The organism is Variovorax sp. P5_A3 (genome assembly GCF_056400665.1).
Genome location: NZ_JBFUKW010000006.1, coordinates 209,698 through 235,551, shown reverse-complemented (window position 1 = coordinate 235,551; position 25,854 = coordinate 209,698). Strand labels below are relative to the sequence as shown.

26 protein-coding genes are annotated in these 25,854 nt (G+C 64.1%); 9 read left to right on the top strand and 17 right to left on the bottom strand.

Features of this window, described 5'->3' with window-relative positions; translation table 11 throughout:
- Positions 1-146: 146 nt before the first annotated feature.
- Complete coding sequence (locus tag AC1D3B_RS12040; RefSeq protein ID WP_478190898.1) at positions 147-2,000, bottom strand: AMP-binding protein; 1,854 nt, start codon at positions 1,998-2,000, stop codon at positions 147-149.
- On the bottom strand, positions 1,997-2,833 hold the full coding sequence (locus AC1D3B_RS12035; protein WP_478190897.1) for a helix-turn-helix transcriptional regulator: 837 nt from the start codon (positions 2,831-2,833) through the stop codon (positions 1,997-1,999). Before AC1D3B_RS12035 ends, AC1D3B_RS12040 begins: the two co-directional genes overlap by 4 nt.
- A gap of 311 nt (positions 2,834-3,144) precedes the next feature.
- Between AC1D3B_RS12035 and AC1D3B_RS12030 the strand changes: the two genes are divergently transcribed.
- Complete coding sequence (locus AC1D3B_RS12030) at positions 3,145-4,302, top strand: ABC transporter substrate-binding protein (RefSeq protein ID WP_478190896.1); 1,158 nt, start codon at positions 3,145-3,147, stop codon at positions 4,300-4,302.
- A 24-nt stretch (positions 4,303-4,326) separates the two neighbouring features.
- On the opposite strand, the gene AC1D3B_RS12025 is transcribed toward AC1D3B_RS12030, so the two are convergent.
- The 7 genes from AC1D3B_RS12025 to AC1D3B_RS11995 all read right to left on the bottom strand — a co-directional run bounded on the left by AC1D3B_RS12025 (position 4,327) and on the right by AC1D3B_RS11995 (position 12,342).
- Positions 4,327-5,061, bottom strand: coding sequence for an ABC transporter ATP-binding protein (locus AC1D3B_RS12025; RefSeq protein WP_478190895.1), 735 nt, complete (start codon positions 5,059-5,061; stop codon positions 4,327-4,329).
- A 1-nt stretch (position 5,062) separates the two neighbouring features.
- A complete protein-coding gene (locus AC1D3B_RS12020; protein WP_478190894.1) occupies positions 5,063-6,913 on the bottom strand; it encodes a branched-chain amino acid ABC transporter ATP-binding protein/permease in 1,851 nt (616 codons plus the stop codon).
- Positions 6,913-7,950 carry a branched-chain amino acid ABC transporter permease gene (locus AC1D3B_RS12015; RefSeq protein WP_478190893.1) on the bottom strand — a complete coding sequence of 346 codons (1,038 nt, stop codon included), beginning with the start codon at positions 7,948-7,950 and terminating at the stop codon, positions 6,913-6,915. Before AC1D3B_RS12015 ends, AC1D3B_RS12020 begins: the two co-directional genes overlap by 1 nt.
- A 22-nt stretch (positions 7,951-7,972) precedes the next feature.
- Positions 7,973-9,094 carry an ABC transporter substrate-binding protein gene (locus AC1D3B_RS12010; protein WP_478190962.1) on the bottom strand — a complete coding sequence of 374 codons (1,122 nt, stop codon included), beginning with the start codon at positions 9,092-9,094 and terminating at the stop codon, positions 7,973-7,975.
- Between the two features lie 89 nt (positions 9,095-9,183).
- Entirely contained in the window at positions 9,184-9,948 is a 765-nt protein-coding gene (locus AC1D3B_RS12005; RefSeq protein ID WP_478190961.1) for a crotonase/enoyl-CoA hydratase family protein, read from the bottom strand.
- Between the two features lie 68 nt (positions 9,949-10,016).
- Positions 10,017-11,840, bottom strand: a complete 1,824-nt coding sequence (locus tag AC1D3B_RS12000; RefSeq protein WP_478190892.1) for a feruloyl-CoA synthase — start codon at positions 11,838-11,840, stop codon at positions 10,017-10,019.
- 331 nt (positions 11,841-12,171) lie between these two features.
- Positions 12,172-12,342 carry a hypothetical protein gene (locus AC1D3B_RS11995; RefSeq protein ID WP_478190891.1) on the bottom strand — a complete coding sequence of 57 codons (171 nt, stop codon included), beginning with the start codon at positions 12,340-12,342 and terminating at the stop codon, positions 12,172-12,174.
- A 631-nt stretch (positions 12,343-12,973) separates the two neighbouring features.
- Here AC1D3B_RS11995 and AC1D3B_RS11990 point away from each other — a divergent pair.
- Positions 12,974-13,234: a hypothetical protein gene (locus AC1D3B_RS11990; protein WP_478190890.1), complete on the top strand. Its 261-nt coding sequence runs from the start codon at positions 12,974-12,976 to the stop codon at positions 13,232-13,234.
- Between the two features lie 127 nt (positions 13,235-13,361).
- Here the strand turns inward: AC1D3B_RS11990 and AC1D3B_RS11985 are convergent, their stop codons facing one another.
- Both AC1D3B_RS11985 and AC1D3B_RS11980 read right to left on the bottom strand, forming a co-directional pair.
- Positions 13,362-14,495 (bottom strand): thiolase family protein, encoded by a 1,134-nt coding sequence (locus tag AC1D3B_RS11985; protein ID WP_478190889.1) that lies wholly within the window; start codon positions 14,493-14,495, stop codon positions 13,362-13,364.
- A 91-nt stretch (positions 14,496-14,586) separates the two neighbouring features.
- Positions 14,587-15,171 carry a TetR/AcrR family transcriptional regulator gene (locus tag AC1D3B_RS11980; RefSeq protein WP_478190888.1) on the bottom strand — a complete coding sequence of 195 codons (585 nt, stop codon included), beginning with the start codon at positions 15,169-15,171 and terminating at the stop codon, positions 14,587-14,589.
- Positions 15,172-15,466: 295 nt separating this feature from the next.
- Between AC1D3B_RS11980 and AC1D3B_RS11975 the strand changes: the two genes are divergently transcribed.
- The 6 genes from AC1D3B_RS11975 to AC1D3B_RS11950 all read left to right on the top strand — a co-directional run bounded on the left by AC1D3B_RS11975 (position 15,467) and on the right by AC1D3B_RS11950 (position 21,153).
- Positions 15,467-15,718 carry a hypothetical protein gene (locus AC1D3B_RS11975; protein WP_478190887.1) on the top strand — a complete coding sequence of 84 codons (252 nt, stop codon included), beginning with the start codon at positions 15,467-15,469 and terminating at the stop codon, positions 15,716-15,718.
- Between the two features lie 300 nt (positions 15,719-16,018).
- Positions 16,019-17,020: a tripartite tricarboxylate transporter substrate binding protein gene (locus AC1D3B_RS11970; protein ID WP_478190886.1), complete on the top strand. Its 1,002-nt coding sequence runs from the start codon at positions 16,019-16,021 to the stop codon at positions 17,018-17,020.
- A gap of 18 nt (positions 17,021-17,038) precedes the next feature.
- Entirely contained in the window at positions 17,039-17,803 is a 765-nt protein-coding gene (locus tag AC1D3B_RS11965) for an enoyl-CoA hydratase/isomerase family protein (RefSeq protein ID WP_478190885.1), read from the top strand.
- Position 17,804: 1 nt separating this feature from the next.
- Positions 17,805-19,034 (top strand): CaiB/BaiF CoA transferase family protein, encoded by a 1,230-nt coding sequence (locus tag AC1D3B_RS11960; RefSeq protein WP_478190884.1) that lies wholly within the window; start codon positions 17,805-17,807, stop codon positions 19,032-19,034.
- Positions 19,027-20,352 (top strand): fumarylacetoacetase, encoded by a 1,326-nt coding sequence (gene fahA, locus AC1D3B_RS11955; protein WP_478190883.1) that lies wholly within the window; start codon positions 19,027-19,029, stop codon positions 20,350-20,352. Before AC1D3B_RS11960 ends, fahA begins: the two co-directional genes overlap by 8 nt.
- A 63-nt stretch (positions 20,353-20,415) precedes the next feature.
- Positions 20,416-21,153: a TetR/AcrR family transcriptional regulator gene (locus AC1D3B_RS11950; RefSeq protein WP_478190882.1), complete on the top strand. Its 738-nt coding sequence runs from the start codon at positions 20,416-20,418 to the stop codon at positions 21,151-21,153.
- Positions 21,154-21,233: 80 nt separating this feature from the next.
- Here the strand turns inward: AC1D3B_RS11950 and AC1D3B_RS11945 are convergent, their stop codons facing one another.
- The 4 genes from AC1D3B_RS11945 to msrB form a co-directional block, all read right to left on the bottom strand.
- A complete protein-coding gene (locus AC1D3B_RS11945; protein WP_478190881.1) occupies positions 21,234-21,704 on the bottom strand; it encodes an MgtC/SapB family protein in 471 nt (156 codons plus the stop codon).
- 228 nt (positions 21,705-21,932) lie between these two features.
- On the bottom strand, positions 21,933-22,166 hold the full coding sequence (locus AC1D3B_RS11940; RefSeq protein WP_478190880.1) for a DUF2630 family protein: 234 nt from the start codon (positions 22,164-22,166) through the stop codon (positions 21,933-21,935).
- A 41-nt stretch (positions 22,167-22,207) separates the two neighbouring features.
- On the bottom strand, positions 22,208-22,726 hold the full coding sequence (gene msrA / locus AC1D3B_RS11935) for a peptide-methionine (S)-S-oxide reductase MsrA (RefSeq protein WP_478190879.1): 519 nt from the start codon (positions 22,724-22,726) through the stop codon (positions 22,208-22,210).
- Positions 22,726-23,172 (bottom strand): peptide-methionine (R)-S-oxide reductase MsrB, encoded by a 447-nt coding sequence (gene msrB, locus AC1D3B_RS11930; protein WP_478190878.1) that lies wholly within the window; start codon positions 23,170-23,172, stop codon positions 22,726-22,728. Before msrB ends, msrA begins: the two co-directional genes overlap by 1 nt.
- Positions 23,173-23,513: 341 nt before the next feature.
- On the opposite strand from msrB, the gene AC1D3B_RS11925 reads away from it, so the two are divergent.
- Positions 23,514-23,831 carry a hypothetical protein gene (locus AC1D3B_RS11925; RefSeq protein WP_478190877.1) on the top strand — a complete coding sequence of 106 codons (318 nt, stop codon included), beginning with the start codon at positions 23,514-23,516 and terminating at the stop codon, positions 23,829-23,831.
- A 234-nt stretch (positions 23,832-24,065) separates the two neighbouring features.
- Here AC1D3B_RS11925 and AC1D3B_RS11920 read toward each other — a convergent pair whose 3' ends face one another.
- Both AC1D3B_RS11920 and AC1D3B_RS11915 read right to left on the bottom strand, forming a co-directional pair.
- The gene (locus tag AC1D3B_RS11920; RefSeq protein ID WP_478190876.1) at positions 24,066-24,323 is read right to left on the bottom strand and encodes a hypothetical protein; all 258 of its coding nucleotides are present in this window, start codon (positions 24,321-24,323) and stop codon (positions 24,066-24,068) included.
- Between the two features lie 517 nt (positions 24,324-24,840).
- The gene (locus tag AC1D3B_RS11915; protein ID WP_478190875.1) at positions 24,841-25,698 is read right to left on the bottom strand and encodes a DUF2272 domain-containing protein; all 858 of its coding nucleotides are present in this window, start codon (positions 25,696-25,698) and stop codon (positions 24,841-24,843) included.
- Positions 25,699-25,854: the final 156 nt, after the last annotated feature.

Genomic DNA, 25,854 nt, shown 5'->3' with positions numbered 1-25,854 from the left:
CGTTCGGTCTTCGAGTCGATAGCCGACACCCAGGGGAAGGCCGCTGGCTTCGACCACCGTCTGCTTCACGGCCTGCTCGCCGGACGGTTGAGCGTGACCGTCGCGATGTGGTCGGTCTTGTCGAAGAGGACCTCGTCGCTCATGCCTCACCCCCTCTGCCCGACGTGAGTCTTCAGCGCATCCGGAACGACTTGATAGGTCAGCGCGAAGCCGCCCATCATTTCCTTCACCGCAGCCAATATCTGCTGGTCGGTTCCGCCATGCAGTCGGATCACCTGCCCTTTCGTCTCGACTTCCACGGTCACTCGAACCGTGCCCGACAGCCCGGTTCGCTCAATCCGGTCTTCGAGCACCCACCGGGTGGCCAGCGCCCGCAGACTTGGCTTGAAGAGCTTGCCGATCGCGGTGACTGGAAGGGTGTCAAGCACGAAGATGGCCTTCGGATAGGCGGGACGCTCGGGGATGTGGGCCTGCGCGTAGGCGGAGAGCGCCGCAGCGTCGAGCGAGCTTCCCGGCCGCAGTGAGACGTAGGCGACCGGCACCTCGCCTGCGTACTCATCGGGGGCGCCGACTGCCGCAGCCATGAGGACTTCAGGATGGCTCAGCAAAGCATCCTCGATGACCAGCGGATCGATGTTGTGGCCGCTTCGGATGATGAGATCCTTGGAACGACCCGTCACGCACAGGCGGCCTGCTGTATCGATGTGGCCGATGTCCCCGGTGACGAGCCAGCCGCCGGCGAGGAATACACCTGCGTTGTTCTTCAGATCCGTATAGCCCGATCCGACGTTGGGGCCGCAGATTCGCAAGACGCCATCCTCGTTGCCCGCCACTGGCTTTCCCGACTCGTCGAAGACTTGGACCTCGGTGAATGGAAGCGGCAGGCCAACCGAGCCTGCCACGCGTGGCGCGCCCACCGGCTCAATGGCTATCACGCCACCGCATTCGGTCATTCCGAGGATGTTGCGCACGCCAATGCCAAGGCGGTGTTCGAAGGAATCCGCGAGGTCGGTAGGCAATGGAGAGCCTCCCGTCAACAGGCAGCGGACGCTCGACAGGTCCTCGTCCTTGCGTGCGACGCCGAGCAGCGTGGAAATTACCGTCGGTACTGTGGCCAGCAGGGTGACTCGATGCCGTTCCACGAAGACCCAGTAGGCCTGGACGAAGGCAGCGTTCCGCAAGCCCAGGAGTGTCGGCAGCACGACCTCACCGCCAGCGAGCAGGATTGAAAGCCCATAGACAAAAGCACCGGCGACGTGGAACAGCGGAAATCCATTGAGCACGATGTCGCGGTCGGAGGCGCCGTACATGCGCGCCGCACCCCACGCGGCGTGGAGCTGATTGGCCTGCGTGTGTTGCGCCAGCTTCGGACGCCCGGTGGTGCCACCGGTATGAAACAGCGCGGCCACGTCGTCGGGCGATGTCTTCGCGAGATCGCCCAGCGCGTCTGCGGAATGCACGGCGAGCAGGCTCTCGAAGTCGACGCCATCCGGCGCCCCGCCGACTGCAATCACATGGGCGAGAGACGGGCAGCGTTCGCGCACCACCGGCACGCGCGACCAGATGTCCGAGTCAGGATGAGGTCCCAGCGCGACAAGAATATTGACTCCGGCTGCATCGATCAGTTCAGCGATGTGTTCGGAGCCCAGCAAATAATTGATCGGACACGCAACGCCCACTGCCTCGGCGCCGAACAGCGTGAAGTAGGCCTCAGGGATTGCGGGCAGCAAAAAGGCCACACGCGGCTCGTCGTCGCCAGCGAGCGCCGCGAAGGCCCTGGCTGCCTGGCGGATCCTTCCGACCAGTTCCGCGTGAGTCCACGTCAGGGGAGCCAGTGCGGGATCTGCGGACTGGATGAAGCTCAGCGCTCTTTTGTCTGCAAATTCGGCCGATGCACCCTCCAGCCCTTGCAGCACCGTGCGATGAGGCATGAAGTCTTCGTAGGGCTGCCCCTCGATCTCGACGATGTCGTCGGCGCATTGAATGCCGCTTGCTCTCACTCGACTTCCTTCCAACTCGAAATTTCGGCCCCGACGTGGTGTCGGGAACCTCGGGTTGGAGCGTAGAAGCAATGGGCTGCGGCGTCAGTCGCCTGCGTTGGTGACCGAGTTTGCCCGAATGTAGTCATACGCAGCGCCGCCTGCGTCGCTTGGTCGAGCGCCAGCGCGAAGAGTTCGTTCCGGTGATGAATGCCAAGCCGATCGAATGCCCGATCCCTGTATGTCTTGACCGTCGCGGGGGAGATCGTCAGGTCGGTGGCGATTCCTTCGTACGTCCAACCCCGCAACAGACGCTCGCAGACTTCCCGCTCTCGTCGCGGAAGGGCGCCAAGAAGGTCTGCGTCCAGGCAAAGCTCCGTCGAAGGCTCGAGTGCCAAGACGCACGACCGTTCCCTCTGCGCTGCCTTCATGTGGAGGTCGACGCACGCCAGCAGAGGCGCTCCCATCACGGTGAGCAGGTCGAACTCTGCATCGGTGAATGACAATTGCCGCTCATGCCGGTAGAGATTGATCGCCAGCAAACCGCCGTCGCCTCGTTGTCGTACCAGGGACACCCGCTCCTTCAGCGCGTTGCGCGTGTAGATGGCCCCTCTGTGCTTGGCCGGGATCTCATCAGCTCGCCAGTGCGTCAATGCTGCGGCGCCATGACAGACTTCCTCCCGCGCGGCGGAAAAGGTCTGGTCCGCCAGATAGAGGCCCTGCCGATAGAACCTGAATGCTTCCGCAGTGCGGTCAGGCGCTTCGAAACTACCTGAAGCATGCATCTCCGGAGGTCTGTGCTCATGGAGGCTGTAGATCGACCACCAACACAACGGCAGTGCCGTGTTGAGCATTCGAAGGCCTCCCGTCCCGAAATCTTCTCCGCCCACCAGCCCGATCACACCCGCGACGGCCAGCGAGGCCCTCAAGGAATCGTCGAGAGCCCAAGGGCCCGCCGATTGAGGTAGATGAACGAGTTCCATGGCTGCTCCGACATATCGCCCCTCAGGGCAGGCTCGAGGCGATGCCGCCTCGGCGGCTAGGGTTTGCCCGGTCACCAGATCGGCGGACAGACATCACTGTATGTTACGACTAACCTCGAGTCTCCCTCGGCGAAATGAGGGCTATCCCCTGTCGCCGAGCTCATTTGCAAATGGAGATATCAATGCCTTTCAAGAAACGTCGAATCCTAGGCCTCAGCATACTGTCCGCGTCTTTCCTGCTGGCCTTTTCGGCAACGGCGCAGATCAAGGTTGGCGTGGATCTGTCGACGACCGGGCCGGCCGCATCGCTGGGTATTCCGGAAAAGAACACGGCGACGCTTTTTCCGAAGGAAATCGGCGGCCAGAAGGTCGAGTACCTCGTGCTGGACGATGCATCGGACACGACCGCGGCAAACAAGAACGCCCGGCGCTTCACCGACGAGGACAAGGTCGACGTCATCATCGGATCGACCATCTCCCCGAACTCCCTGGCCATGATCGACGTCGCGGCGGAAAAGGCCACGCCAATGATCAGCATCGCCGGCGCGTCGCGGATCGTGGAGCCCATGGACGCCAAGCGGCGCTGGGTTTTCAAGACGCCCCAGCATGACTCGCTGATGGCCGAGGGCATCATCGACCACGTCGCGAAATCCGGCGGAAAGTCGATCGCCATCATTGCGCAGTCCGACGCCTACGGTGATGGCTGGCTGGCGGAGTTGCAGAAGTACGCGGCCGCCAAGGGCGTGAAGATTTCGGCCGTCGAGCGCTACAACCGCGCCGACACCAGCGTCACCGCGCAAAGCCTGAAGATGATCGCGAGCCAGCCCGATGCGGCCGTGATCGTCGGTGCAGGGACGCCAGCTGTCCTACCGCAAAAGGCGCTGCGCGAGCGAGGCTTCGCCGGGAAGATCTACCAGACGCACGGCGTGGCGAACACCGACTTCCTCCGGGTGGGCGGCAAGGACGTCGAAGGCACAATCCTTCCGGCCGGCCCGGTCCTTGTGGCGAACCAGTTGCCCGATTCTGCGGTCCGGAAGACCGGGACGGACTACGTTCAGCGCTATGAGACCGCGTTCGGCAAGGACACCGTGACGACCTTCGGCGCGCACGCCTGGGATGCGATGCTCATGCTTCAGCAAGCGATCCCCGCTGCGCTTTCCAAAGGCAAGCTCGGAACGCCTGAATTCCGTGCGGCGTTGCGCGATGAGCTCGAGCGCATCAAGGATCTCAACGTGACGCATGGCGTCATGACGATCACGCCGGACAATCACAATGGCCTGGACGCGCGTGCACGCGTGATGGTGACGATCGAGAACGGGCGCTGGAAACTGCTGCCCTGATCGAGGTCAAGGCACTCTGCCCGCCTAGGGCGGCAGAGTCATCGAGGCGCCAAGATAGGTCTCGATCACGCGCTGGTCGACCGCGAGTTCCCGGGCAGGGGCGCGTAGCGCGAACTCCCCCGTTTCGAGCACATAGCCCTCATCCGCCACCTCGAGGGCCGCTCGCGCGTTCTGCTCGACCAGCAGGATCGTGACGCCCATCGTGCGCAGCTTGCGAACGATCGAGAAGATCTCCCGGACGACGAGCGGCGCCAGCCCGAGACTGGGTTCGTCGAGCATAAGCAGCTTGGGCCGCCCCATCATCGCCCGGCCGACCGCAAGCATCTGGCGCTCGCCGCCCGACAACGTACCAGCCGCCTGCTCCCGGCGCTCCTTGAGCCGAGGGAAGAGCGCATACACCTCCTCCATAGCGTTGCGCCAATCGGCCACTCCGAGGCGCTTGGGGCGCCAGCCTCCGAGCACGAGGTTGTCCTCGACCGACATGGCGCCAAAAAGCTCGCGTTTCTCGGGCACCAGGGCGATGCCGCGGATGACCCGCTCTTCCAGGCTCAGCTGCGTGATGTCCTCGCCTTCGAAGCGCACCCGCCCCCTGGCGGGCAGCACACCCATGAGGGCGTTCAGAAATGTGGACTTGCCCGCACCGTTGGGCCCGATCACCGTGACCACGCCACCCGGCGCAGCCGAGAGGCTCAATCCATGCAGCACCTCCGCGCGGCCGTAGCCCGCGTGGAAATCCTCGACATCCAAAATGGGGGTCATTTCAATGCTCCGTGCCGAGGTAGGCCGCACGCACCGCGGGACTTGCCTGCACTTCCGCCGGCGTGCCTTCGATCAACTTGGTTCCGAACTCCATCACCACGATGCGATCGGTGAGGTTCATGACGAAATCCATGTCGTGCTCGACGAGCAACAAGCTCAGGCCCTCGCCCTTGAGTTGTCGCAGCGCGTTCGCCAATGCTTCCTTTTCCTTGTGCCGCAGCCCCGCAGCCGGCTCGTCGAGCAGGAGCAGCGACGGATCGCTCGCCAGGGCCCGTGCGATCTCGACGAGCCGCTGCGGGCCCAGCGCCAGGTTGCCCGCAAGCTCGTGCATGTGAGCATCGAGCCCGATGCGACGCAGTTGCCGCTCAGCTTCGCGCATGGCTTGGCGCTCCTGTCGCCGATCCAGGCGAAGAATGGCCGCGGCGGCACCCGTACTCGAACGCACATAGCAGCCGAGCGCCACATTCTCGAGGACTGTCATATTAGGGACCAGCTTCACGTGCTGGAATGTGCGAGACATGCCCAGGAGTGCAACGCTTCGCGACGGCATGCCGTCGACCCGCACACCCTTGAAATGCACCTGGCCGCTGGTCACCGACAACACACCACTCACTAGATTGAAGGTCGTCGATTTGCCGGCGCCGTTCGGCCCGATGAGTCCGACGATTTCGCCCGCACGAATCGAGAACGAGACGTCGTTGACCGCCACCAGGCCGCCGAACTGCTTGCGCATGGTCTGCACATCGAGAAGCAATTCGCCGGACCGGGGCTTGTCGCGCTCGGGGAGCGCCGATGCGTCGGCCCAGTCGCTGGCGCGCGCGGCCTTCGGCCACCAGCGCGACAACAGAGGCCAGAGGCCGCCCGGCGATACCTTGAGCACCACGACCAGCACCACGCCGAAGACGATCATCTCGTAGTTGCCCGCGGTGCCGAAGAGCGCCGGGAGCAGCACCTGCAGCTGATCCTCCACGATCTTGACAATGCCAGCGCCCAGGAAGGCGCCCCAGATGCTCCCAACGCCGCCAACGACGGCCATGAACAGGTACTCGATGCCGAGCTTGATGCCGAAAGGCGAGGGATTGACGCTGCGCTGCAGGTGCGCAAAGAGCCAGCCCGAGACCGATGCGAGCAACGCGGCGATCAGGAACATCACGACCTTGTAGCGGAAGGTCGACGCGCCCATCGCTTCCGGCATCGTCACGCCGCCACCATTGCTCGAGTTGAGCGCGCGCATGATGCGGCCGGGCCGCGAGTCCAGCAGGAACAACAACGCCGCCGACCCGAGGAAGGCTGCGCCCCAGATGAGGTAGTAGATCCGCCGCCCCTCGCGGAAGCTGTAGCCGGCGACGTCGATGGGCGGAATGCCCATCAGGCCGTCGTACTTGCCCAGCATGTCCAGGTTGCCCATGAGGTAGTAGAGCGCCAGGCACCAGGCGATGGTCGCCAGGGGCAGGTAGTGACCCGACATGCGCAGGGTGAGCACACCCAGCAGCAGCGCGGCGCATGCTGTCAGGATCAGCCCGAGGGACAGGCCGAGCCAGGGCGACCATCCCAGCTTCGCGGTGACGTAGGCCGTCGTGTAGGCACCGATGCCCACGAACGCGGCCTGGCCGAACGAGGTCAAGCCACCGACGCCGGTGAGCAGGACCAAGCCCAGCGTCACCAACGCATAGAGGCCGATATAGTTGAGCTGCGTGATCCAGAACTCGGGCACCGGGAGCAGCGGCACCACCGCGACGAGCAGGACGAACAGCGTGGCCCCCACCCGCGAGGCGGTGAAGGTCTTGGGGCGTTCGGAGGCGTTGACGGAGCGATCCGCCAGACCGGCGCCGCGAGCGATTGGGGAGCTCATCAGTGTTCCTCCACGTGGCGATCGACGAGTGACCGCCAGAAGAGCACCGGCAGGATCGCCGTGAAAACGATGACCTCCTTGAAAGCGCTCGCCCAGAACGATCCGAAGGACTCCAGCACACCGATCAGCAGCGCGCCGAACAGCGCAGATGGGAAGCTCGCCAGCCCCCCGAAGACGGCGGCGACGAAGCCCTTCAGCCCGATCAGGAAGCCGGAGTCATAGAAGATGGTGGTAGTCGGGCCGATCAGCAGCCCGGACAAGGCGCCGATGAAGGCGGCCATCGTGAAGCTCAAGCGTCCTGCCCCGTCGGTCGAAATTCCCATCAATCGCGCACCCATTCGATTCACCGCGGTGGCCCGAAGCGCTTTGCCCGACAACGTCCGCTCGAAATAGAGGAAGAGAAGCACGATCAAAGCGATGGTGGCCAGGAAGATCACAAGCGTCTGGCCTGTGATGTTGACCATTCCCGCACTGAACCGATCGTCCCAAATGCCGGGCGTGCGGAAGCCTTCGGCGCCGAAGAACAGCAGGCCGAGGCCGGTGAGCGCAAAGTGCACGCCCACCGAGACGATCAACAGCACGAGCACGCTGGCATCGGCCAACGAGCGGTAGGCCAGGCGGTAGACCAGCGGGCCCATCGGCGTCACGAGTGCCAACGTCAATCCCAGCTGGACCAGCAGCGGAGGTCGCTGCGGCACGAGCCAGATCGTCAACAGCGAGACAGCCACCGGAAAGGCGAGCGAGAGGCCGACCTCGCGCGCCAGCCGGGCACGCGGTCTTCCCGCGCGCACGCCGTTCCAGACGTCGAGCGCAGCGCCACAGAGGGCCATGCCGAGCAGCAGCCAGACGGTGCCGGGCACCTGCCCGAGCTGCATGAACCCGACGGTGAGCGCCGCGAACGCGACGTACTCGCCCTGGGGGATGAAGATGACGCGCGTGACCGAGAACACGAGCACGATGGCGATCGCCAGCAACGCGTAGATCGCGCCATTGGTCACGCCGTCCAGCAAGAGGATGCTGACAATCGAGGAATCCATCATGTACCCGCGTGGCTTCCCGTTACTGCTCGAGCTTCCAGTCGCCGTTGGAGACCTTCATAATGATCCCCGCATCCGGCAGGAAGCCCCAGTGGTCCGTCGGCGTGAAATCCAGCACCCCATTAGTCACGGGCAGCGCTTTGGCGGACTCGAAGGCGTCCTTCAGGGCTGCGCGGAACTCGGGCGTACCCGGCTTCCCGGCCTTCAGCGCGACCGGCACGGTCTGCTCCAGCACCAGGTAGATGTCGTAAGCATGGCCCGCCAGGGTGGTGCGGCTGCCGGGGCCGAACTGCTTCTCGTAGGCCTCCACGAACTTCTGCGCCACCGCCTTCGATGCATTGGACGCCGGCAGCTGCTCGGCGACGACCAGCGGACCCGCGGAGACCAGGGCTCCTTCGACGCCCTTGCCGCCGACACGGATCAGGTCGCGGGTCGCGGCCGCATGCGTCTGGTACACCTTGCCCTTGAAGCCACGGTCCACCAAGGCGAGCTGAGGCATGGCGGCGCCGCTGCCGGAGGCGACGACGAGCACGGCATCAGGGTTGGCGGAGACGATCTTCAGGGCCTGCGAAGTCACGCTGCTGTCGCTGCGTGCAAAACGTTCGTTGGCGACCAGCTTGATGCCGGCCTTGTCCAGCCGCGGCTTCATCTCCTCCAGCCACGACTCACCATAGGCATCGGTGTAGCCGATGATGCCGACGGTCTTCACGCCGGCCTTCTGCATGTGGCCCACCACCGCGTTGGCCATGACGCCGTTGGAAGGCGGCATGCGCAAGGTCCAGCCGTCCTTGCCGGGCGGAAGTGGAGCCGGCGACATCGCGAGCTGCATTGTCTTGGCTTCGGCCGCGACCTCGGCCATCGGAATCGCGACTGGCGTCGCTCCCGATCCAGCGATCAGGTCCACCTTTTCGTCCACGAAGCGACGGGCGTTCTGCACGCCCTTCGTCGGGTCAGTTGCATCGTCGAGGATGATCAGGTTGATCTTCTGGCCGGCGACCGTTGGCGGCCACATCTTGAAGCCGTTCTGCATGGGAATGCCCAGACCGGACGCGGGGCCGGTCAGCGGCAGGCTGACGCCGACGGTGATGTCCGCCAGCGCGCCCGTGCACAGGGCGATGGCGGCCAGGGCCAGCGCGCTTTTCATGGTCTTCTTCACTTCTTGTCTCCTAGGGTTGGAACATGGAACAGAGGGGCTTGCGGGGCGCCGCCGACGGCGATCCGCCGCAGTCGCCGTCAGTGGGCTTTGGCGACCTTGGCCGCCCGCTTCTCGAGGAAGTCGCGCACCCGTTGCTTGGCGGCTTCGTCGCCCTGCGCGATGGCCGACATCAAGGACTCGACGAACAGGCCGTCGGACTGGCTCATGTCGGCGATCCGCGGCAGCGCCTGCATGACCGCGAAGTTGGACAACGGCGCGTTGGACGCGATGCGCGTCGCGAGCTCGACCGCCTTGTTGAAGGCGTGGCCGGGCGCCACCAGATAGTTCGTCAGGCGAGCCTGCTGCGCCTCGCCGGCATCGAGGACACGGCCGGTCAGCATCATGTCGGCCATCATCGAAACGCCGACGAGGCGCGGCACCCTTGCCGATCCACCACCCCCCACGAAGATGCCGCGCTGCCCTTCGGGAAGGCCATAGAAGGCGGTGCTGTCGGCCACGCGCAGATGCGCGCTCGCCGCCAGTTCGAGTCCGCCGCCGATAACGGCGCCGTGGAGCACGGCGATCACAGGCACCCGACCGAACTGGATCTGGTCGAAGGCCGCATGCCACTGCCTCGAATGGAGAATTCCCTCCGCCACGCTGCGCTCCATCACTTCGGACAGATCGAGGCCGGCGCAAAAGTGATCGCCCTCGCCGCTGACGATGACCGCCCTGCAGCTGGGCGGCAGATTGACAAGAGCGGTATGGATCTCGGCGATCAGCCTGTCGTTGATCGCGTTGCGCTTGTCGGCGCGATTCAGGCGCAGGTGAACGATGTCTTGCGATTGCTCCGCGCGAAGCATCGTCAACTGGCCCAACAGGCCACTCACAGGCAGGAAGCTAGATGTCATTGGAGATGATCAAACGGAGGTCACGACGAGCGGATGACGCGCGGGTGTGACGGCACGGCATGGAGCAATTCGACTTCCGCCGCGCGTCGCGTGAGTACGGCACGCTGGTTGATATAGCCCTTGTCCGTGATTTCGCCGGCGTCCGCGCTCGGCGACTCGAACAAGACCAAGGCACGCACCGGGACCTGTGAAGAACCGCCGCCTTTTGCGCGAAACTCTCGGAGCATTTCGCTGATCGTCACCCGCATGGCCTCAGGCTCCTCCTTGGCGAACGCAGCGCTCGGAAAAATCATGACGCCGATCTCGTCTCGATCGTGCCCCGTCACCACCACGTCTGTGGCGAAGGGGCTGAGCGCCGAAACGGCCTTCAGGCGCAGGGTTCCAACGGAGACCCATGTCCCGGTCGTCAGCTTGAAATCCTCCGCCACGCGGCCATCGAATACGACACCACGCTCGGGGTGTGCGGGATCCGCGAGGTAGCCGGCGTCGCCCATCGTGTAGAAGCCGTCGGCATCGAAGGCAGCGCGGGTGAGCGCCGGTTCGTCGCGATACCCCGGAAAGACGGAGACACCTCGAACCCGTAGTTCCTGTTTCGCGCCATTGGGGACCAGCTTCAGCTCAAGGCCGGGCAACGGCAGGCCGATGCAGCCCGCACCTTCGAGCTTGAAGTGCGCGCTGGTGACGGCCGGCGATGTTTCGGTGGAACCCCACGCCGTCGTGAGCCATATCGGCTCGGCGCGCACCTTCTCGGCCAACGCCTCGAGCCGCTTCCAGGTTGCCGACGGCAACGCCGCAGCCGCATAGAAGATCAGGGTCAGCCGAGAGAACGCGTCCCGTGCCAGATCCAGATCAGCTTCGAGAAACGGCAACATCATGTCCAGGCCCCGCGGCACATTGAACAGCAGATTGGGACGCACCTCTCGCAGATTGCGAACCGTCTTCTCGATGAGGCCCGGCGCGGGTCGCCCTTCATCGATGTAGAGCGTTCCGCCATTTCGCAACACCATGTTCAGGTTGTGATTGCCACCGAAGGTATGGCTCCAGGGAAGCCAATCCAGAAGGATCGGCTTCTCCGTCTCGAGGAATCTCCACGTCTGCGCGAGCATCTGCTGGTTGGCACAGAGCATCCGATGGGTGTTGATCACGACTTTCGGATGTCCCGTGGACCCGGAGGTCAACAAATACTTGGCGTGAGTGTCTCCATCCACCGCGTCGAAGTGCTCCATGACCACCGGCGTCTCGATGCGCGCAGTCAGCGCGCTGAAGGCCAGTGCGCCCGGCAATTCCTCTTCGCCACAACTCAGGATGACGTGCGCGTCGATGTCGCAGGCCTTGATGGCCGCTCCATAGACCGACGCGTCTGAGGCATAAATGAGCGCAGGCTTCAATGTGTCGAGGATTCCCCTGATCTTCGAGAAGTCTTTCGTCAGCCTGCAATAGGCGCTCGAGACGGAGCACACGGGAATGCCTACATGCATGGCCCCGAGCATCAGCAGTGCGTGGTCAATCGAATTGTCGGAAAGGATGGCAATCGGACGCGAGCGCGAAAGGCCCAGATCGAGCAGCGCTTGGGCGATGGATCCGACGGCCTGCCTCGTTTCCTTCCAGGTCAGGCGACGCCATAAATGCTTGGCGTCACGCTCCGCAAAAGCGAGGGCATCGGGTGTAGCTTGTGCCCACATGTCCACCCACTCCCCGATGCAACGCGCGAATGACCGAAGCAGGTCGGGTGATCTAAGCAAGATGCTGCCATCGGACTGCTTGGTGCTGATCGTGACGGCGGGCGCGAGGCGTTCGGGGTTGTTGAAGAGGACAGGCATCTCGCTGTTGATCTTGATTTCCATACACATCTGTATGTGTATTTTATCGATCGTATTTTGAAAGTGGGCCACGGCTTATCGGGGTTTTCTCCTATCCCCATACATGATCGTATGGCGATAACGTGGAGTTCGAATTCGAAGGATTCCAGGCCAGATGGGCTGTGGTGCAACCCTCCCCCCAAAAGCCCAAGAGAGCCCCTTGGGGAGCCGGCCGAAACCCGACAGCCACTCGCGCTGGAACCAATGGCGTTGCTCCCGCGCGACTTCGCGCAGCATGGGCAGGTCCGTGCTGACGCGCAGCACCATCGAGCGCCATTGAAGAGCGTCTCGGCGTGTCGGGACAGCGTCTCGACCTCTATCTCGACGAAGGTGGCGTGCGCGGCCACCCCACGGCGGCGCTGTCGTCAACCGTTGCGGCGACGTGGTTTGCCTTGATCAGGATCGTGTCGTAGAGGCCGCGATGGTTCGTGCCTCCGCCGGGGCCCGCGGCGTACTGGTGGTAGTTGAGCGCGGTGGGTTGGGACATAAAAAGGTCCCCGGCATCGCCTGAGATCTCCCGCATGCTGAATCGTGGATCCCGAACCAAGCGAGCGGGCCGTCAGTTGGGTGCGCGACCAGGGCTGGGTCAAACGCCTGTGCCGCCTCGTATCGCAAATACCCGACGCACCATTGCCCTTCCATCCACCGGGCGTGCACCGCTTCGAGCACAGGCCGCACCTGGTCGGGCATGCGTGCCTCGAGAATCTCGACGGGCGGCCCGAACACGCGTCGCAGCCGAGGTGCCGTGGCGTCGCGAGGCGACGAAAAATCTTTTCGCGCCGAAATGATCACTACGATGCGCGCTGGGATGAGCTAGTGGGTGCCGCGGCGATTGGAGACGATGGGCAGGCCGTGTGCCGCGATGCGAAGGTGCGAATGCCGAATCGTAAGGGAGATTTCATCGCCGGGTGTTTCGAGCGAGTTCGAGAGTGGGGTGGGCCAGAGGCGGCCAAGACTGCTCTGCTTGCCCTGCCCGGCCGTGAGAATAAGATTCGGCTGAAGGCGATGCCGGGAATAGGCGACAAGTACGCTCGAAACATCATGATGGATGTGTACCACGAGGATTTCCGAGACGCGACATCTCGGAGAACCGCATCCGGCGCGACAGCTTCACGAGCGTGTCTGAACTCGAATTGGCGATCGATCTCTGCTGGAGCGTCGAGGACAGCCTGCTGCTCGAGCTTTGCGACATGCTGCACGCCGAGTGCACGATCCACGACGCGCTCAGTGCGTCGCTGAAGTCCGCATTCAGCGACGAGGCGATGCTCGAGTTGCTCCTGCTGGCCGGCTTCTATCGCACCGTCAGCTATCTGACCAACGCCTTGCGCCTGTCGGCCGAACCGGGCTCGGCGCGCTTTCCCGCTCCGGGCGGTCAGTAGAGGACCTGGCCTTCGAACAGCCGACGCGCGGTCCTGTACCGCGTGGCGGAGTCGGCGTGCACGCGCCCACCGAGCAGGCCCGGCGTCGCATCCATCGTGATCACGCCCGAAGGCGGCCGGTCCGAACTCAGATGCGCTCCAGGATGGTGGCAATGCCCTGTCCACCTCCGATGCATTGCGTGGCGAGTGCGTAGCGGCCGTTCTCGCGAACCAGCAAGGCGGCCGCCTTCCCGGTGATGCGGGCGCCGGTCGCGCCGAGCGGATGGCCGATGGCCAGGCCGCCGCCGTCAAGATTCACCTTGTTCAGATCCAGACCCAAGTCGCGGATGCAGGCCAATGCCTGCGAAGAGAAGGCCTCGTTGATTTCGACCACATCGAGGTCCGCGACGGTCAGCCCCGCGCGCGCAAGCGCCTTTCGCGTCGCCGGAATCGGACCGATGCCCATCACAGCCGGGTCGACACCGACGGTCGCGAAGGATTTGATACGCGCCAGCGGCTTCAAGCCGTGCTCCTGCGCGAAGGCGTCGCTTGTGACCAGGACGGCCGCAGCGCCGTCCGTCAGCGGCGAGGACGTGCCGGCGGTCACCACGCCGTCTGGCCGGAATGCCGGCTTGAGCCCAGCCAAGGCTTCGGCCGTGGTGGTCGGCCGAATGCAGCCGTCGGCCGTGACCCATTCGCCCGTGACGCCGCGAACGGGCACGATCTCGTCGACCAGCCGTCCCTGCTCTCGTGCGGCAGCGGCCTTCTGGTGTGACTGGACGGCGAGTGCCTCCTGATCGCTCCGGCTCACGTTCCATCGCTGCGCGACGTTCTCGGCTGTCTCGCCCATCGAGATGTATGCATCGCTATGGCTTCGCAACTCGGGATTGGGTGAAAAGTTGAAGCCGCCCTGTGGCACCATGGTCATCGACTCGACGCCCACGCAGAGAAACGCATCGCCCATGCCCGCTTCGATCTGAGCGGCTGCGATGTGCACGGCTTGCATCGACGAGCCGCAGAAGCGGTTGACCGTCATGCCGCCCACATGGTGCGGCAGACCTGCCAGCAAGCCGACGATGCGCGCCAGGTTGTTGCCCTGCGCAGCCTCGGGATATGCGCAGCCCAGCACGATGTCTTCGAGCAGGTTCGGGTCGAGCCCGGTGCGCTCCAGCAGCCCGCTGACCACCGTGGCGGCCAGAGTGTCGGGGCGGACCTGCGCGAGCGCGCCTTTCTTGGCAAAGTGAAGCGGAGAACGGGCGTAGGCGGAAATGACGGCTTTCATCAAGAGACTCCAGTTGGGGCTACCAACCAATCGGTAGCCTGTGAGAATAAAAAGAAGGCACGCCGCAGCGCGCCGGATCGTGCATTCGGTTTCACTCCTGCAGGGATGATTTCAGCTGCGCCACTGCTTCGTCGAAGTCTTCGACGCGACCGGTCATCCGCGAAGACAGCAGGGCACCCTGGCAGACGGCGAAGACGTATGCCGCGCGGCGCTGGGCGATGGCCGAATTCCTCTTGCGCCCCGCGGACGGCAGCCCGCCGAGCGCCGCCGCCAGCCACAGCACGTGCGCATCGCGCAATTCGCGCACGGACTGGCGCAACTCGTCGTTGATGACACCCCATCCGGGGGCCAGTGCCCCCGTGGGACAGACCCCATCGCCCGCATGCAAGCTGTCGCGCAGCATGCGGCAGTAGGCGTCGACGGACTCGGAGGGCGACCGCACTTTCGACCGGGTCCAGTCCAGAAAGCGTTGCGTCGTTTCGTGCAGCACCTCGATGCCCAGCGCTTCCTTGGACGGGAAATGGTGGTACAGGCTGGCCTTGCGGATCCCGACCCGGTCCGCGATGTCCTGAAAACTGAAGCCGAGGTAGGACCGTGTCTGGATCAGGTCGCGCGCCACCTCGACGATCTCGTCGCGAGTGGTGGCCGCAAGGACAACATTGGTGGGTGCGCTCATCTACCTACTATAAGGTAGTTTCTCAGCGTTCGCACGGCATGCGCATTCAGCCCCGGCGTGCGACCGGAGATTTGTATTCCTGTGTATCTCATCGAGCCGAACTACAAGGCATACACCGAAGCGCTTCTTTTCGCGCATGTCGACTTCCAATCGAAACCGTGGCCGCTGTGCCGTTGAAAGGGAAGACCGCCGATCTTCCGGCCGATCCACTCGTTGATGGCGTCGATGACCCATCGATTCTTCATGACTCCTGCCCGCGAATCGGAAAGTCGCCCTGCAATGTGGCGACGCGCGAATGAAATTGAACGCAATGAAATCGACGGAACTTCGGGACATTGAGCAAGCCCTTCAAGTCATCGAACATGTACTCGCCAAGGGTGGCCTGTTGACGGTCGCGCACCGGCTCATGGACGAGCCGGAAGATCTTTCCAGCAGGGAGTTCTCGCTTCGGATGAAGGCCACGATCGAGAAACTCAAACTGGCCGCGCGAAGTGCATACGAAGCCGGTCATCTTCTTATCGGAGTTCGAACGCCCCCTCATTCGTGAGAACGAACGACGCGGATCCACTCGGACCGCCATACAGATTCTGATCTGCATCTCACGCTGCCAGCGGGCTCGGCACGCCCGGATCTCGCAGTCGCGCCGCCTCCCGTCACCTCGGCGCCTTCGGCAACTGCACTGCGTCGCCGGCCAATTCCGCTAGATGCGCTCGAACTTCGCCGCGGCAAGCCAGTTTGGCCCTTGCGCGATTCAGGAATTGCGCTTGCGGATCGATGTGAGCAGTGATATCTTTCGTCCAAGTTAGCATCGTTAACACCGTATCGGCCACCTAACTGGAGACAGCACATGCACCCTATGTCCGTTCGCAAAGCCCTCATCGTCGGTTGCTTCGCCATGAGCACGGCGCTGCTCGGCGCATCGGCAATCGCGCAAGCACCGGCCTACCCGGGAAAACCCATCGTGATCAAGGTCGCGTTCCCGGCCGGTGGCCCCGCGGACGCTTCGATCCGAGCCGCGAGCGTCGTGCTGCAACGCAGCTTGGGCCAGCCCTTGCTTGCCGACAACTTGCCTGGAGCGAATGGCTCCATCAGTGCGATGAACGTGCTCAAGGCCGTGCCAGACGGCTACACCCTGCTGGGCACGACCGGGACGGATTTCCTGATCGCTCCACAAACCATCGCTTCAGCCAAGTACAAGCCGGACAGCTTCTCGCTGCTCGGCCTGACGGGCCAATCCGACTTCGTGCTGGTCTCCAGCCCGGCGTACGCCTTCAAGAGCGTGGACGAACTGATTGACTACGCGAAGAAGCCTGGCAATCCGCAACTCTCCGTCGCTCACTGGGGCACGGGTTCCGCGCCGCACATCGTGGCCGCGGACTTCCAGGCCCGGACCGGGACGAAGTTCCTGGAAGTACCTTACAAGGGCGCCGCACCCACGATCGCGGACGTGGCCGGCGGACAGGTGGACCTGACCTTCGTGCCTCTGGCTGGGCCGACGCTCGGAATGATTCAGAACGGAAGGCTCAAAGCCATCGGGATCACCAGCCTGAAGCGCAACCCCGCGCTGCCGGACTTGCCTGCACTCGCCGAAAGTCCGCGGCTTCCGGGCTTCGAGTACAGCCAATGGGCGGCGCTGCTCGCCCCGCCGAAAACGCCTGAAGCTGTCGTCGCGCGCCTGACCAGTGCAATGAACGATTGGCTCCAAAGCCCCGAAAACCAGGCCCGTGTTGCGACCAATGTCCAACGCAAGCTGGAACCCATGAGCGTGACCCAGGCTGCCGCCTTCCTCAAGGCCGAGCATGAAAAGTTCGAGCGGGTCACGCGCTCGCTCAAGCTCGATCCCCAGTAACCATTCAGAAAGGTCTCCATGTCCATCGTCCACTACGAAAAGGACGGCGCCGTCGGCGTTGTCACCCTGGCCAAGCCACCTCACAACCTGATCGATGAACCCTTGTTGGACGGTCTGCTCGGCGCCTATCGCACGGCGGTCGCCGAGGGTTGCCGGTCCATCCTGCTGCGAAGCGGAATGCGCCACTTCTGCGCCGGCGCCGACGTGGCGGGCTTCACCGGCGGGGCGCGCCGCCGCGACCAGGCTGCGCTCGAGAAGCTTCTGGACGCGCTGGAGAACGTCGCCCTGCCCAGCGTCGCCGCGGTCCACGGCGCCGCACTGGGCGGCGGCCTCGAGCTGGCGGTGACCTGCGACATGATCGTCGCGGCGGACACGGCCTCCTTCGGCATGGCCGAGTCATCACTGGGACTGCTGCCCTTGCTCGGCGGCGTGCAGCGCGTGGTGCAGAGGGTCGGCCCGGCGCGGGCGAAGGAGATGGCGATGTTCGGGCGGCGCCACGATCCCGCCGCGCTCGAACGCTGGGGACTTGTCAACCTGGTCGTGGCAGAGGCCGAGTTGCAGAACGCGTCGATGTCCTGGGCACGCCAGCTCGCAGCGGGTCCCACGGTCGCGTTGCTCGGCATCAAGACCCTGGCCAACCTGTCGGCCCGCCATGGCATCGCCGGCGCCGATGCGCAACAGACCGAGGTCAGCAACCGCATGTGGGCCAGCAGCGACCAGAAGCGCGGCCTGACCGCCTTTGCCACCACCGGCCCGGGCTCGGCCGTGTTCGAGGGGAACTGAAATGAACGCGCCACTTCAGGGCCTGCGCGTGATCGACTTCACACGCGTGTTGGCCGGACCCCATTGCACGAAGACGCTGCGCGATCTCGGTGCCGACGTCACGAAGATCGAGCCACCGGCCGGAGACGCAGGCCGCGCCGGCGTGCCGCATCTCAACCAGATGTCCGTCTATTACACGCAGCAGAATGCGGGCAAGCGCAACCTGAGCCTGGACCTGAATTGGCCCGAGGCGCGCGAGATCGTGAAGGATCTCTGTCGCGATGCCGACGTGATCGTCGAGAACTTCCGGCCCGGCACCCTGGCGCGGTTCGGCCTCGGCTATGAGCAGGTGCACGAATTCAATCCGACCGCGGTCTACGTATCGATGAGCGGCTATGGGCAGACCGGGCCGTGGCGCAACCGACCCGCCTTCGCGCCTACCGTGCAGGCCGAGACGGGACTCACCGATATCCTCGAGCAACACTACGGCGAAGCGCTGACGGAGTCGCGCAACGACGCCTGCAGCCATGCCGACGTGTACACCGGCCTTCAGGGCGTGATCGCGGTCTTGGCCGCCCTGCAGCATCGCAGCCGCACGGGCGAGGGCCAGCACGTGGACGTGTCGATGGCCGCCACGATGCTCTCGGTCAACGAGCGCGCAGGCGCCCAGCTCTCGGGTATCGACACGATGGGCGAGCCACCAGCCCTCAGCGCGCCCGAATCGCACATCTACGAGCTGCCCGACGGCCGCCGCATCACCATCGCGGCCAGTCCGATCTACTCGCCCATGTTCGTTCGCTATTGCGCCATGATGCGGCGCACCGATCTCCTCGGCGACCGGCGCTTCGCCACTGCCGTGCTGCGCCGGCAGAATGTGAAGGCGCTGTTGGCCGAGGTGCGCGCATGGGTCCTCACCTTCACGGATCTGGAGGAGTTGCAGGCGCAAGTGAGCGAAGCCGGCCTTGCCATCGGCGTGATCCGCACGACCCGCGACCTGGCTGAATCCGAGTGGGCGAAGGACTGGGGCGCAGTGGTCGAGGTGGACGATCGCGGCGGCAGCACAGTGCGCATGCCCGGACCGCCCTGGCGCTTCAGCGAATCGACGTTGCCGTCGCCCGGCATCCCTGCCTTCCAGGGCGAGCACAACGTCGAATTGCTGATGGAACGCAAGGTCGATGCGGCCCTCATCGAGGACCTGCGCGAGCGCCGGGTGCTTCTGAGCCGACGCAGCCCTCGCGGCGCCTATGACTGAGCTCGATCACACCCACGACGCCGGCGCCCGCAGTTGGGTTGCGTCGGCCAACGTAGCCGGCGATTTCCCGTTGCAGAACCTTCCGCTCGCGAGCTTTCGACGCGGCGGCAGCGGCGAGGCCTTTCGCGGCGGTGTTGCGATCGGCCATCAGATCGTCGACCTCGCATTGCTGTCACGATCGGGCGTCCTGCAGGGCATCTCGGCGCAGGCCGCACAGGCCTGCGCACAACCGCAATTGAATGCCTTGCTCGGGATGGGCCTGCCGGCCTGGCGCGCGCTGCGACATGGCCTCTTCGCCGCCCTCCATGACGCTGCGCCACAGACCGTCCGCGAGCAAGTGCAGGCCTGCCTGCTGCCCCAGGCGCAGGCCGAGTACGCGCTGCCCGTGCACATCGGCGACTACACGGACTTCTACACGTCGATCGACCACGCGCTCAACATCGGTCGGCTCTTCCGGCCCGACGACCCGCTTTCGCCCAACTTCCGCTGGATGCCCATCGCCTACCATGGCCGCGCATCGAGCATTGGGGTTTCGGGTCAGCAAGTGCACCGACCCGGCGGACAGGCGCTTCCCGCCGATTCAAGCGTGCCGGTCCTCGGTCCAAGCGCGCGACTGGACTATGAACTCGAACTTGGCATCTTCATCGGCACAGGGAACGATCAGGGCACATCCATCCCGGTGGACGAAGCGGAAGACCATGTCTTCGGAATCTGCCTCCTGAACGACTGGTCCTCGCGCGACATCCAGAGATGGGAATCGACTCCGCTGGGTCCGTTTCTCGCCAAGAACTTTGGCACCACCGTGTCACCCTGGATCGTGACGATGGCCGCGCTGGCCCCGTATCGACTGCCCTGGCAGCGCGGCGAGCACGAGCCGCAACCGCTGCCTCACCTGGATCATCCGCAGATCCGGTCAAAGGGCGCTTTGGACATCCGCCTCGAAGTCCGATTGGAAACCGCGCGACATCGAGCCCAGGCTGCGGCGCCGCAGCGCCTGTCGAGCACCAGCTTCAGGCACCAGTACTGGACCATCGCGCAGATGGTTGCGCATCACACCAGCAATGGCTGCAACCTCCAACCGGGCGATCTTCTGGGTAGTGGAACAGTTTCCGGTCCCGCGCCCGGGGAGGCCGGCGCACTGATCGAGCTCAGCGAAGGTGGTCGCAAGCCGTTGATGCTGGACAACGGGGAGCGTCGGACCTTTCTGGAGGATGGCGACACCGTGCTCTTCGAAGGCTGGTGTGAGAAACCCGGATTTGCACGGATCGGGTTCGGCTCGTGCCGAGGGACGGTCCAACCTCCGCGCCGCTTCGCTTGAAGTCATTACAGCGCTCCTGTCGAGCCGCCTATGATCTGCGGCAGAGAAACGCCCGTTTGAAAAGTGCGCACGAAGACATCTGCCCCCCTCTCCGCCGACTCCGCTCGCAAGCCGGCCGGGGCTCGCTCCACGCGCAAGCGCCCTGCCCTCGCCACTCCAACTGGTTACCACCACGGCGACTTGCGCAACGCCTTGATCGCGGAGGGTCGCCGCATGCTCGAGGAAACGGGCGCGCGGGAACTGAGCCTTCGGAACGTGGTGCGTTCGATCGGCGTCTCCATCGCGGCACCGTCGCGTCACTTCGATGGCAAGGACGGACTGCTGGCCGCAATTGCTGCGGACGGCTTCAGGGAACTTGCAGCCGAACGCAGCCAGATTGCCCTTGCCATCAAGGATCCGTTGCTCAAGGTGTACCGAATGATGGACGGCTATGTCCGCTTCGCCCAGCGGGAGAAGGGGCTTTTCGATCTGATGGTCGGGCCGCGCATCCTGCCCAGGCATCCGGACGAGGAACTTGCAGTTGCGGCTTCCTCATCGTTCGAATGGTTCGCGGCCGCCGTGCGCGACTATGCGCGCGCGCGAGGTTGGCAAGAGAAGAATCTCGAGTTGGTCGTGCACGCGGCATGGTCCGTCGAGCACGGGCTTGCGACGCTGATTCTGGCCGACCGTGTCCCCCGCTTCGATCGTCAGATCGACGTCCAGCAGATGATTCACTTCTCCCTCTCCCTGCTGTTGAGCGGGATAGCGGCCGGGCCAGCGGACTTTTCGCGCATCGCACGATTGACCGCGCCGAAGGCATGAACTGGGGCCGCCCTGGAGCCACTCAAGACAAGGCGTCCACGATGGCTTGGTACAGGGGGCTCATGCCCGGCTGGAGTGCGTCAAGGTGAAACTCTCGACACCAGGAAACGGCGAACCTCTTCGGCGCTCGGCCGGTGCCCCTGGCGAAATCGAAACGATCCCGTCATGGTCGCATGGGCGGGCAGGCGTTGCTCGATCCGGGGCACGATGGCCGTGCAGACCACGAACAAGTCCGTCAGCCCGATGGCCGGCACGTAGAACCCCGCGCCCAGAAACCCGATGCCCGTGAGGACGGCGCCAATGACCTTCGTTGGATCGGCCGCAATGGCGTTCTGCACACTTCCCCAATACCAGATCGAGGGATAGCCAGCCAGCAAGGTGACGGCACAGGAGGTGGTGCAGACCAGGCAGTAGACCTGGCTGCCGGCTGCACGTCCGTTGAAATAGCGCTCGTAGCCGACGAACCAGCCGAGCACCAGCGCCGCGGACATGTTTAACACCATCCACAGGCCCGCACCGTGCCAGCTGTTGATCAAGCCAAGTTGCGACACGTCCGCTCCTTGTCGGTACGAAGACGGTGCGCCGGAATTCCTGTGTTCATTGCGGATGCGTCGCGTGGTCGGACCAGGCAACTCTAGGAAAACCGCTGCCGACCGACAAGGCGATGCAGCGCAATACGCTGTTCAAGCTTCGTCAATAACGCGCAGGCGTAGAAGCGAGGCGATTCTGTTTCGTCGGCTACGGAAACGTGCCGGCGCTACGGCCTCGGCACCCGCTGATCAGCCCTCGTAGCCTTCGACGGTGCCCGCGTCCCGAACCTTGGCGTCGGCCGGATCACCCCCGAACTCGCGCTTGGCGCGCCGCTGCCGCAGCAGGTCCCAGCATTGGTCGAGTTGCTCTTCCACGTGCCTGAGGCGTGCCGCGTTCGATTCAGAGGCCACGGGCTCCGATCGCAGTTGATGCTCCTCGGCGACCAGCGTCGTGATGTGCTCGAGGATGGACTTGTCGCTCATGCTGGATACCTCCGGCGATTCGATGCGGGCAGCCTGCGCCCCTAGGCCGACTGCGACGAGCCCGCGCGAACGGACAATTTCCAGTCGGGCCGGATGAAGTGGCAGGTGTAGCCGTTCGGGATGCGCTCCAGGTAGTCCTGGTGCTCCGGCTCGGCTTCCCAGAACGGACCCGCCGGGGCGAGCTCGGTCACCGCCTTGCCGGGCCACAGGCCCGAGGCATTCACGTCGGCGATGGTGTCTTCGGCGACGCGCTTCTGCGCCTCGCTCGTGTAGAAGATCGCAGAGCGATAGCTCAGTCCCCGATCGTTCCCCTGACGGTTGAGCGTCGTCGGGTCATGGATCTGGAAGAAGAACTCGAGCAGCTTCCGATAGCTGGTCTTCGCGGGGTCGTACACGATCTCGATGGCTTCGGCATGCGTGCCGTGATTCCGGTAGGTCGCGTTCGCAACGTCACCGCCCGAATAACCCACGCGCGTCGAGACCACGCCGTCCTGTCGACGGATCAGGTCCTGCATGCCCCAGAAGCAACCGCCAGCAAGGATGGCTTTTTCGTGACTCATCAGATGTTCTCCACTTGGTCTAGATAGGCGCCAGAGCCCTGCGCTTCCATGTCATCGCGATGAATGAAGCGCAGCGAGGCCGAATTGATGCAATAGCGCAGGCCGCCGCGATCCGCGGGGCCATCGGGAAAGACGTGGCCGAGGTGGCTGTCGCCGTGCGCCGATCGCACCTCGGTGCGAACCATCCCGAGCGTGGCATCGCGCAGCTCGTTGATGTGCGCAGGCTCGATCGGCTTGGTGAAACTCGGCCAGCCGCAGCCCGACTCGTACTTGTCGGACGAAGCGAACAAGGGCTCGCCGGAAACGATGTCGACGTAGATGCCGGGCTCCTTGTTGTCGAGGTATTCGCCGGTGCCAGGGCGTTCGGTCGCGCTCTGCTGCGTCACGCGGAACTGTTCCGGCGACAGGGCGGCGAGCGCCTCGGGTGTCTTACGGTAGTCAGCCATACGATGTCCTTGGGAATGACCGCCAGTGTAGGCGTGCGCTTCCAACTTGGGGACCGGGGAACAGCTTGCAAGGCCCTTCGCCTGATGACCCTGATCGGGCTCGCCGGACGCTGAGAACATTGCCATCACTTTTCAAGATCGAGTTACATGTTTGGCACGGAACTCAACCCTTGAGTTTTCGTTTCGTTTCTCAGTTCCCTGTGATGTTCAGGTCATGGCTTGAACGGCCTGCTCAGGAATCGTGAGCCCTGGTGTGGACAGCATGCGACAAACCAGCGAACAGGCTGCCTTCGTGTGAAATTGCTCGGGGCATGGCGGCCGGCACGGCTCACAATTTCTGCATGTCCACCCCTCGACTTCCGCTCTGGTATCGCCATGCTTGGTGGCTGCCAGGTGCCTGCTCCGCCTTCGCCATCGCGCTGGTCGCTGCGACCCTTCGCCCGTCGGAACAGAGCGTCCTGCTGACAGTGGCCATTCTCTGCGCCCTGCCCTGGGCGCTCGTCCTGCTGCTTCTGGATTTCGGACAAGGCTTCGCGGATCGCGCGGCGGTCGTCGTCTGCGTCGGCCTCGTTGCAAACGCGGCGGTGCTGTGGTGGTCGACGGCCGTGTTGCGGGCTCGATTTCGTCAGCGTCACAACACAGGCGCCCTCGAAGCCTGAATCAACGCACGACCTGGGCATACGGCTTGCATGGTTCATTGCAAGCCGGCAGAAAGGGCTCCAAAGCATCCCTTTCTGGTGCGTCGTTTGTCTCCTCCACCCAATCTTGGTGGATTTCCCCCGGGGCGGTGCAATACCCCCCGGGGACTTTCTTGGAAGACATCGCGCCGCGCGGATTCGGAATTTCAATCCGACGTCCAACCCGCCTCGCGAATCATCAGCGGCAGCAAGGCTTCAGGCTACTTCGCGATCGAAACGGAGATGTGGGTCCAGGCTGCGCGCCGAGCTCTCCTGAACGAATGGCATCGCGTATTCGCGGCCGATCATGTCTCGCGCCAACAGGTAGTTGTTGCGGGCCTTCTCACCCATCGCGTCGAGATCGACTTCACCGCGGCTGTCGCACGGAAATGCCAACGCGCGGCCCTCATGAAACAGTGACCGGAAGCGAATCTCGAACGCAGCGGCAGTACGCATCGAAGGACCTTTCAGCATGATGTTCTCCTGAACCTGTCTTGCATCAATCGTGCCCGAGCTCCTTCGGTTGACGCATCCCGCGCGTTGTTGAGTGATCCGCGCAGGGAGGACGTCGGACCGTGAAGAAGTGCACAACGCGAGGCCTTGGAGCAGCGCAGGGACGGCTCTGTCGATTGGCAACGCTGCGGCCCAATGCTGACAGCCGGGCCCGTCGCCGTCGCGCGTTTCAAATAGCGTGCGAGATGGTCCGGAGCGCGACTGCTTGCGTTGACAAGCCACAGATGCGGCCGCTCGGCTCAGCCGCTGTGCAACTCGAAGACCGAAGGTTCAGATCAGCCACCAACGCCGTCTGACTGATCACCCATGCGAGCACCCCGAGCGCGAGGCAGATGGCAGCCCATCGGAGGACCGGCGCCTTCCACACCGCGAGCACAAGGAGGATGCCAGCGCTCAGGATGGCGCCAACGATGACGGGATCCTTCATCGATCGGGACGTCCGAGTCGCGCCAACAGTTGCATGGCAGGTGCCGCTCATTCACAGGCGATTGGCCATCAGCACGATGGCTTCGCCCACGACCTTGCCGTCCGCATCGATGCGCCGGTTGGGGGTCAGGAAGCCATCGCTGTCGACCTGGTAGCCCGTCGCATAGACGCTGTTCCTGATGTTGCCTCCGATGGCCAGGACGAGGTCTGGGCCGACGGCCACGACGATGTCCGAATGACAGGGCGTCTCCGGGTTCTCGGTCGCTGTCAGGAAGTTGTCGAAGCTGAAGGGCGTGTTGCGCCAACTCCCGATGATGTCGCCGACCTGCGGCCTCGCCTTGGAAAGCATCACACCCCAGAAGGGCGCAGCCATGTCGCCGCTCGCGGCCTTCCTGATCGATTCCCACATGTAGCGTGAGTGGCCGATCGACTCGGGAAATGACCTGTAGCCCGCCACCGTCCTCGCGGCATTGCGCACCATGAGCGAGATGGCCACCGCGGACCAGGGCACGTCTTGGTTCTTGCCGGTCAGGTTCTTGCCGAAAGCCTTCCACATCTTGCCGATCATGGTGCTGAACGGCTCGACGTTCTCCTTGCCCTCGCCCTTCTTGAACAGGAGCCACTGCTCAACTGCGGCGGCCACCAGCGCCTCACGCGCCGGAGAGGCCGGGTCCCGCAATGTCGGTTGCTTCTTGTCGGTCCATCGGATCCTCGCGTCGACCAGCCCGTCCACGCAGAAGCCATCGACCTCCTTGGTGCCGACGCGCGCGCGAATGTGATTCCACCCCGGCGGACCGTCACCGATCTCGACGACCGAATCGCCCAGCGAGAGTGCCGTCAGCGGATCGTTGGCTTCGGTGCTCGGGACGCCGCGAAAGTTGACGGTCTGGACATTGACGAACTTCTGCATCAATTACTCCTGGACTTGAGGGCGAGAGAACGAACGCCCATCGGTGCCGCCGATGGCGGCATCCCTCGGGGCAGTGTCAGCGCGCGTCAAGCCAGTGTCAAACTTTCTTCTACGCCAAGCGCGCGTCGCGAACTCTCGCGAAGTTGCGTGGTGGCG

What these genes read in the sequence shown, in the direction of transcription:
- AC1D3B_RS12035 (WP_478190897.1), bottom strand. Translation starts at nt 2,833, where the DNA reads ATGCTCAACACGGCACTGCCGTTGTGTTGGTGGTCGATCTACAGCCTC.
- AC1D3B_RS12030 (WP_478190896.1), top strand. Translation starts at nt 3,145, where the DNA reads ATGCCTTTCAAGAAACGTCGAATCCTAGGCCTCAGCATACTGTCCGCG.
- AC1D3B_RS12025 (WP_478190895.1), bottom strand. Translation starts at nt 5,061, where the DNA reads ATGACCCCCATTTTGGATGTCGAGGATTTCCACGCGGGCTACGGCCGC.
- AC1D3B_RS12020 (WP_478190894.1), bottom strand. Translation starts at nt 6,913, where the DNA reads ATGAGCTCCCCAATCGCTCGCGGCGCCGGTCTGGCGGATCGCTCCGTC.
- AC1D3B_RS12015 (WP_478190893.1), bottom strand. Translation starts at nt 7,950, where the DNA reads ATGGATTCCTCGATTGTCAGCATCCTCTTGCTGGACGGCGTGACCAAT.
- AC1D3B_RS12010 (WP_478190962.1), bottom strand. Translation starts at nt 9,094, where the DNA reads ATGAAAAGCGCGCTGGCCCTGGCCGCCATCGCCCTGTGCACGGGCGCG.
- AC1D3B_RS12005 (WP_478190961.1), bottom strand. Translation starts at nt 9,948, where the DNA reads ATGCTTCGCGCGGAGCAATCGCAAGACATCGTTCACCTGCGCCTGAAT.
- AC1D3B_RS12000 (WP_478190892.1), bottom strand. Translation starts at nt 11,840, where the DNA reads ATGGAAATCAAGATCAACAGCGAGATGCCTGTCCTCTTCAACAACCCC.
- AC1D3B_RS11995 (WP_478190891.1), bottom strand. Translation starts at nt 12,342, where the DNA reads ATGTCCCAACCCACCGCGCTCAACTACCACCAGTACGCCGCGGGCCCC.
- AC1D3B_RS11985 (WP_478190889.1), bottom strand. Translation starts at nt 14,495, where the DNA reads ATGAAAGCCGTCATTTCCGCCTACGCCCGTTCTCCGCTTCACTTTGCC.
- AC1D3B_RS11980 (WP_478190888.1), bottom strand. Translation starts at nt 15,171, where the DNA reads ATGAGCGCACCCACCAATGTTGTCCTTGCGGCCACCACTCGCGACGAG.
- AC1D3B_RS11975 (WP_478190887.1), top strand. Translation starts at nt 15,467, where the DNA reads ATGAAATTGAACGCAATGAAATCGACGGAACTTCGGGACATTGAGCAA.
- AC1D3B_RS11970 (WP_478190886.1), top strand. Translation starts at nt 16,019, where the DNA reads ATGCACCCTATGTCCGTTCGCAAAGCCCTCATCGTCGGTTGCTTCGCC.
- AC1D3B_RS11965 (WP_478190885.1), top strand. Translation starts at nt 17,039, where the DNA reads ATGTCCATCGTCCACTACGAAAAGGACGGCGCCGTCGGCGTTGTCACC.
- AC1D3B_RS11960 (WP_478190884.1), top strand. Translation starts at nt 17,805, where the DNA reads ATGAACGCGCCACTTCAGGGCCTGCGCGTGATCGACTTCACACGCGTG.
- fahA (WP_478190883.1), top strand. Translation starts at nt 19,027, where the DNA reads ATGACTGAGCTCGATCACACCCACGACGCCGGCGCCCGCAGTTGGGTT.
- AC1D3B_RS11940 (WP_478190880.1), bottom strand. Translation starts at nt 22,166, where the DNA reads ATGAGCGACAAGTCCATCCTCGAGCACATCACGACGCTGGTCGCCGAG.
- msrA (WP_478190879.1), bottom strand. Translation starts at nt 22,726, where the DNA reads ATGAGTCACGAAAAAGCCATCCTTGCTGGCGGTTGCTTCTGGGGCATG.
- msrB (WP_478190878.1), bottom strand. Translation starts at nt 23,172, where the DNA reads ATGGCTGACTACCGTAAGACACCCGAGGCGCTCGCCGCCCTGTCGCCG.
- AC1D3B_RS11925 (WP_478190877.1), top strand. Translation starts at nt 23,514, where the DNA reads ATGTCCACCCCTCGACTTCCGCTCTGGTATCGCCATGCTTGGTGGCTG.
- AC1D3B_RS11920 (WP_478190876.1), bottom strand. Translation starts at nt 24,323, where the DNA reads ATGCTGAAAGGTCCTTCGATGCGTACTGCCGCTGCGTTCGAGATTCGC.
- AC1D3B_RS11915 (WP_478190875.1), bottom strand. Translation starts at nt 25,698, where the DNA reads ATGCAGAAGTTCGTCAATGTCCAGACCGTCAACTTTCGCGGCGTCCCG.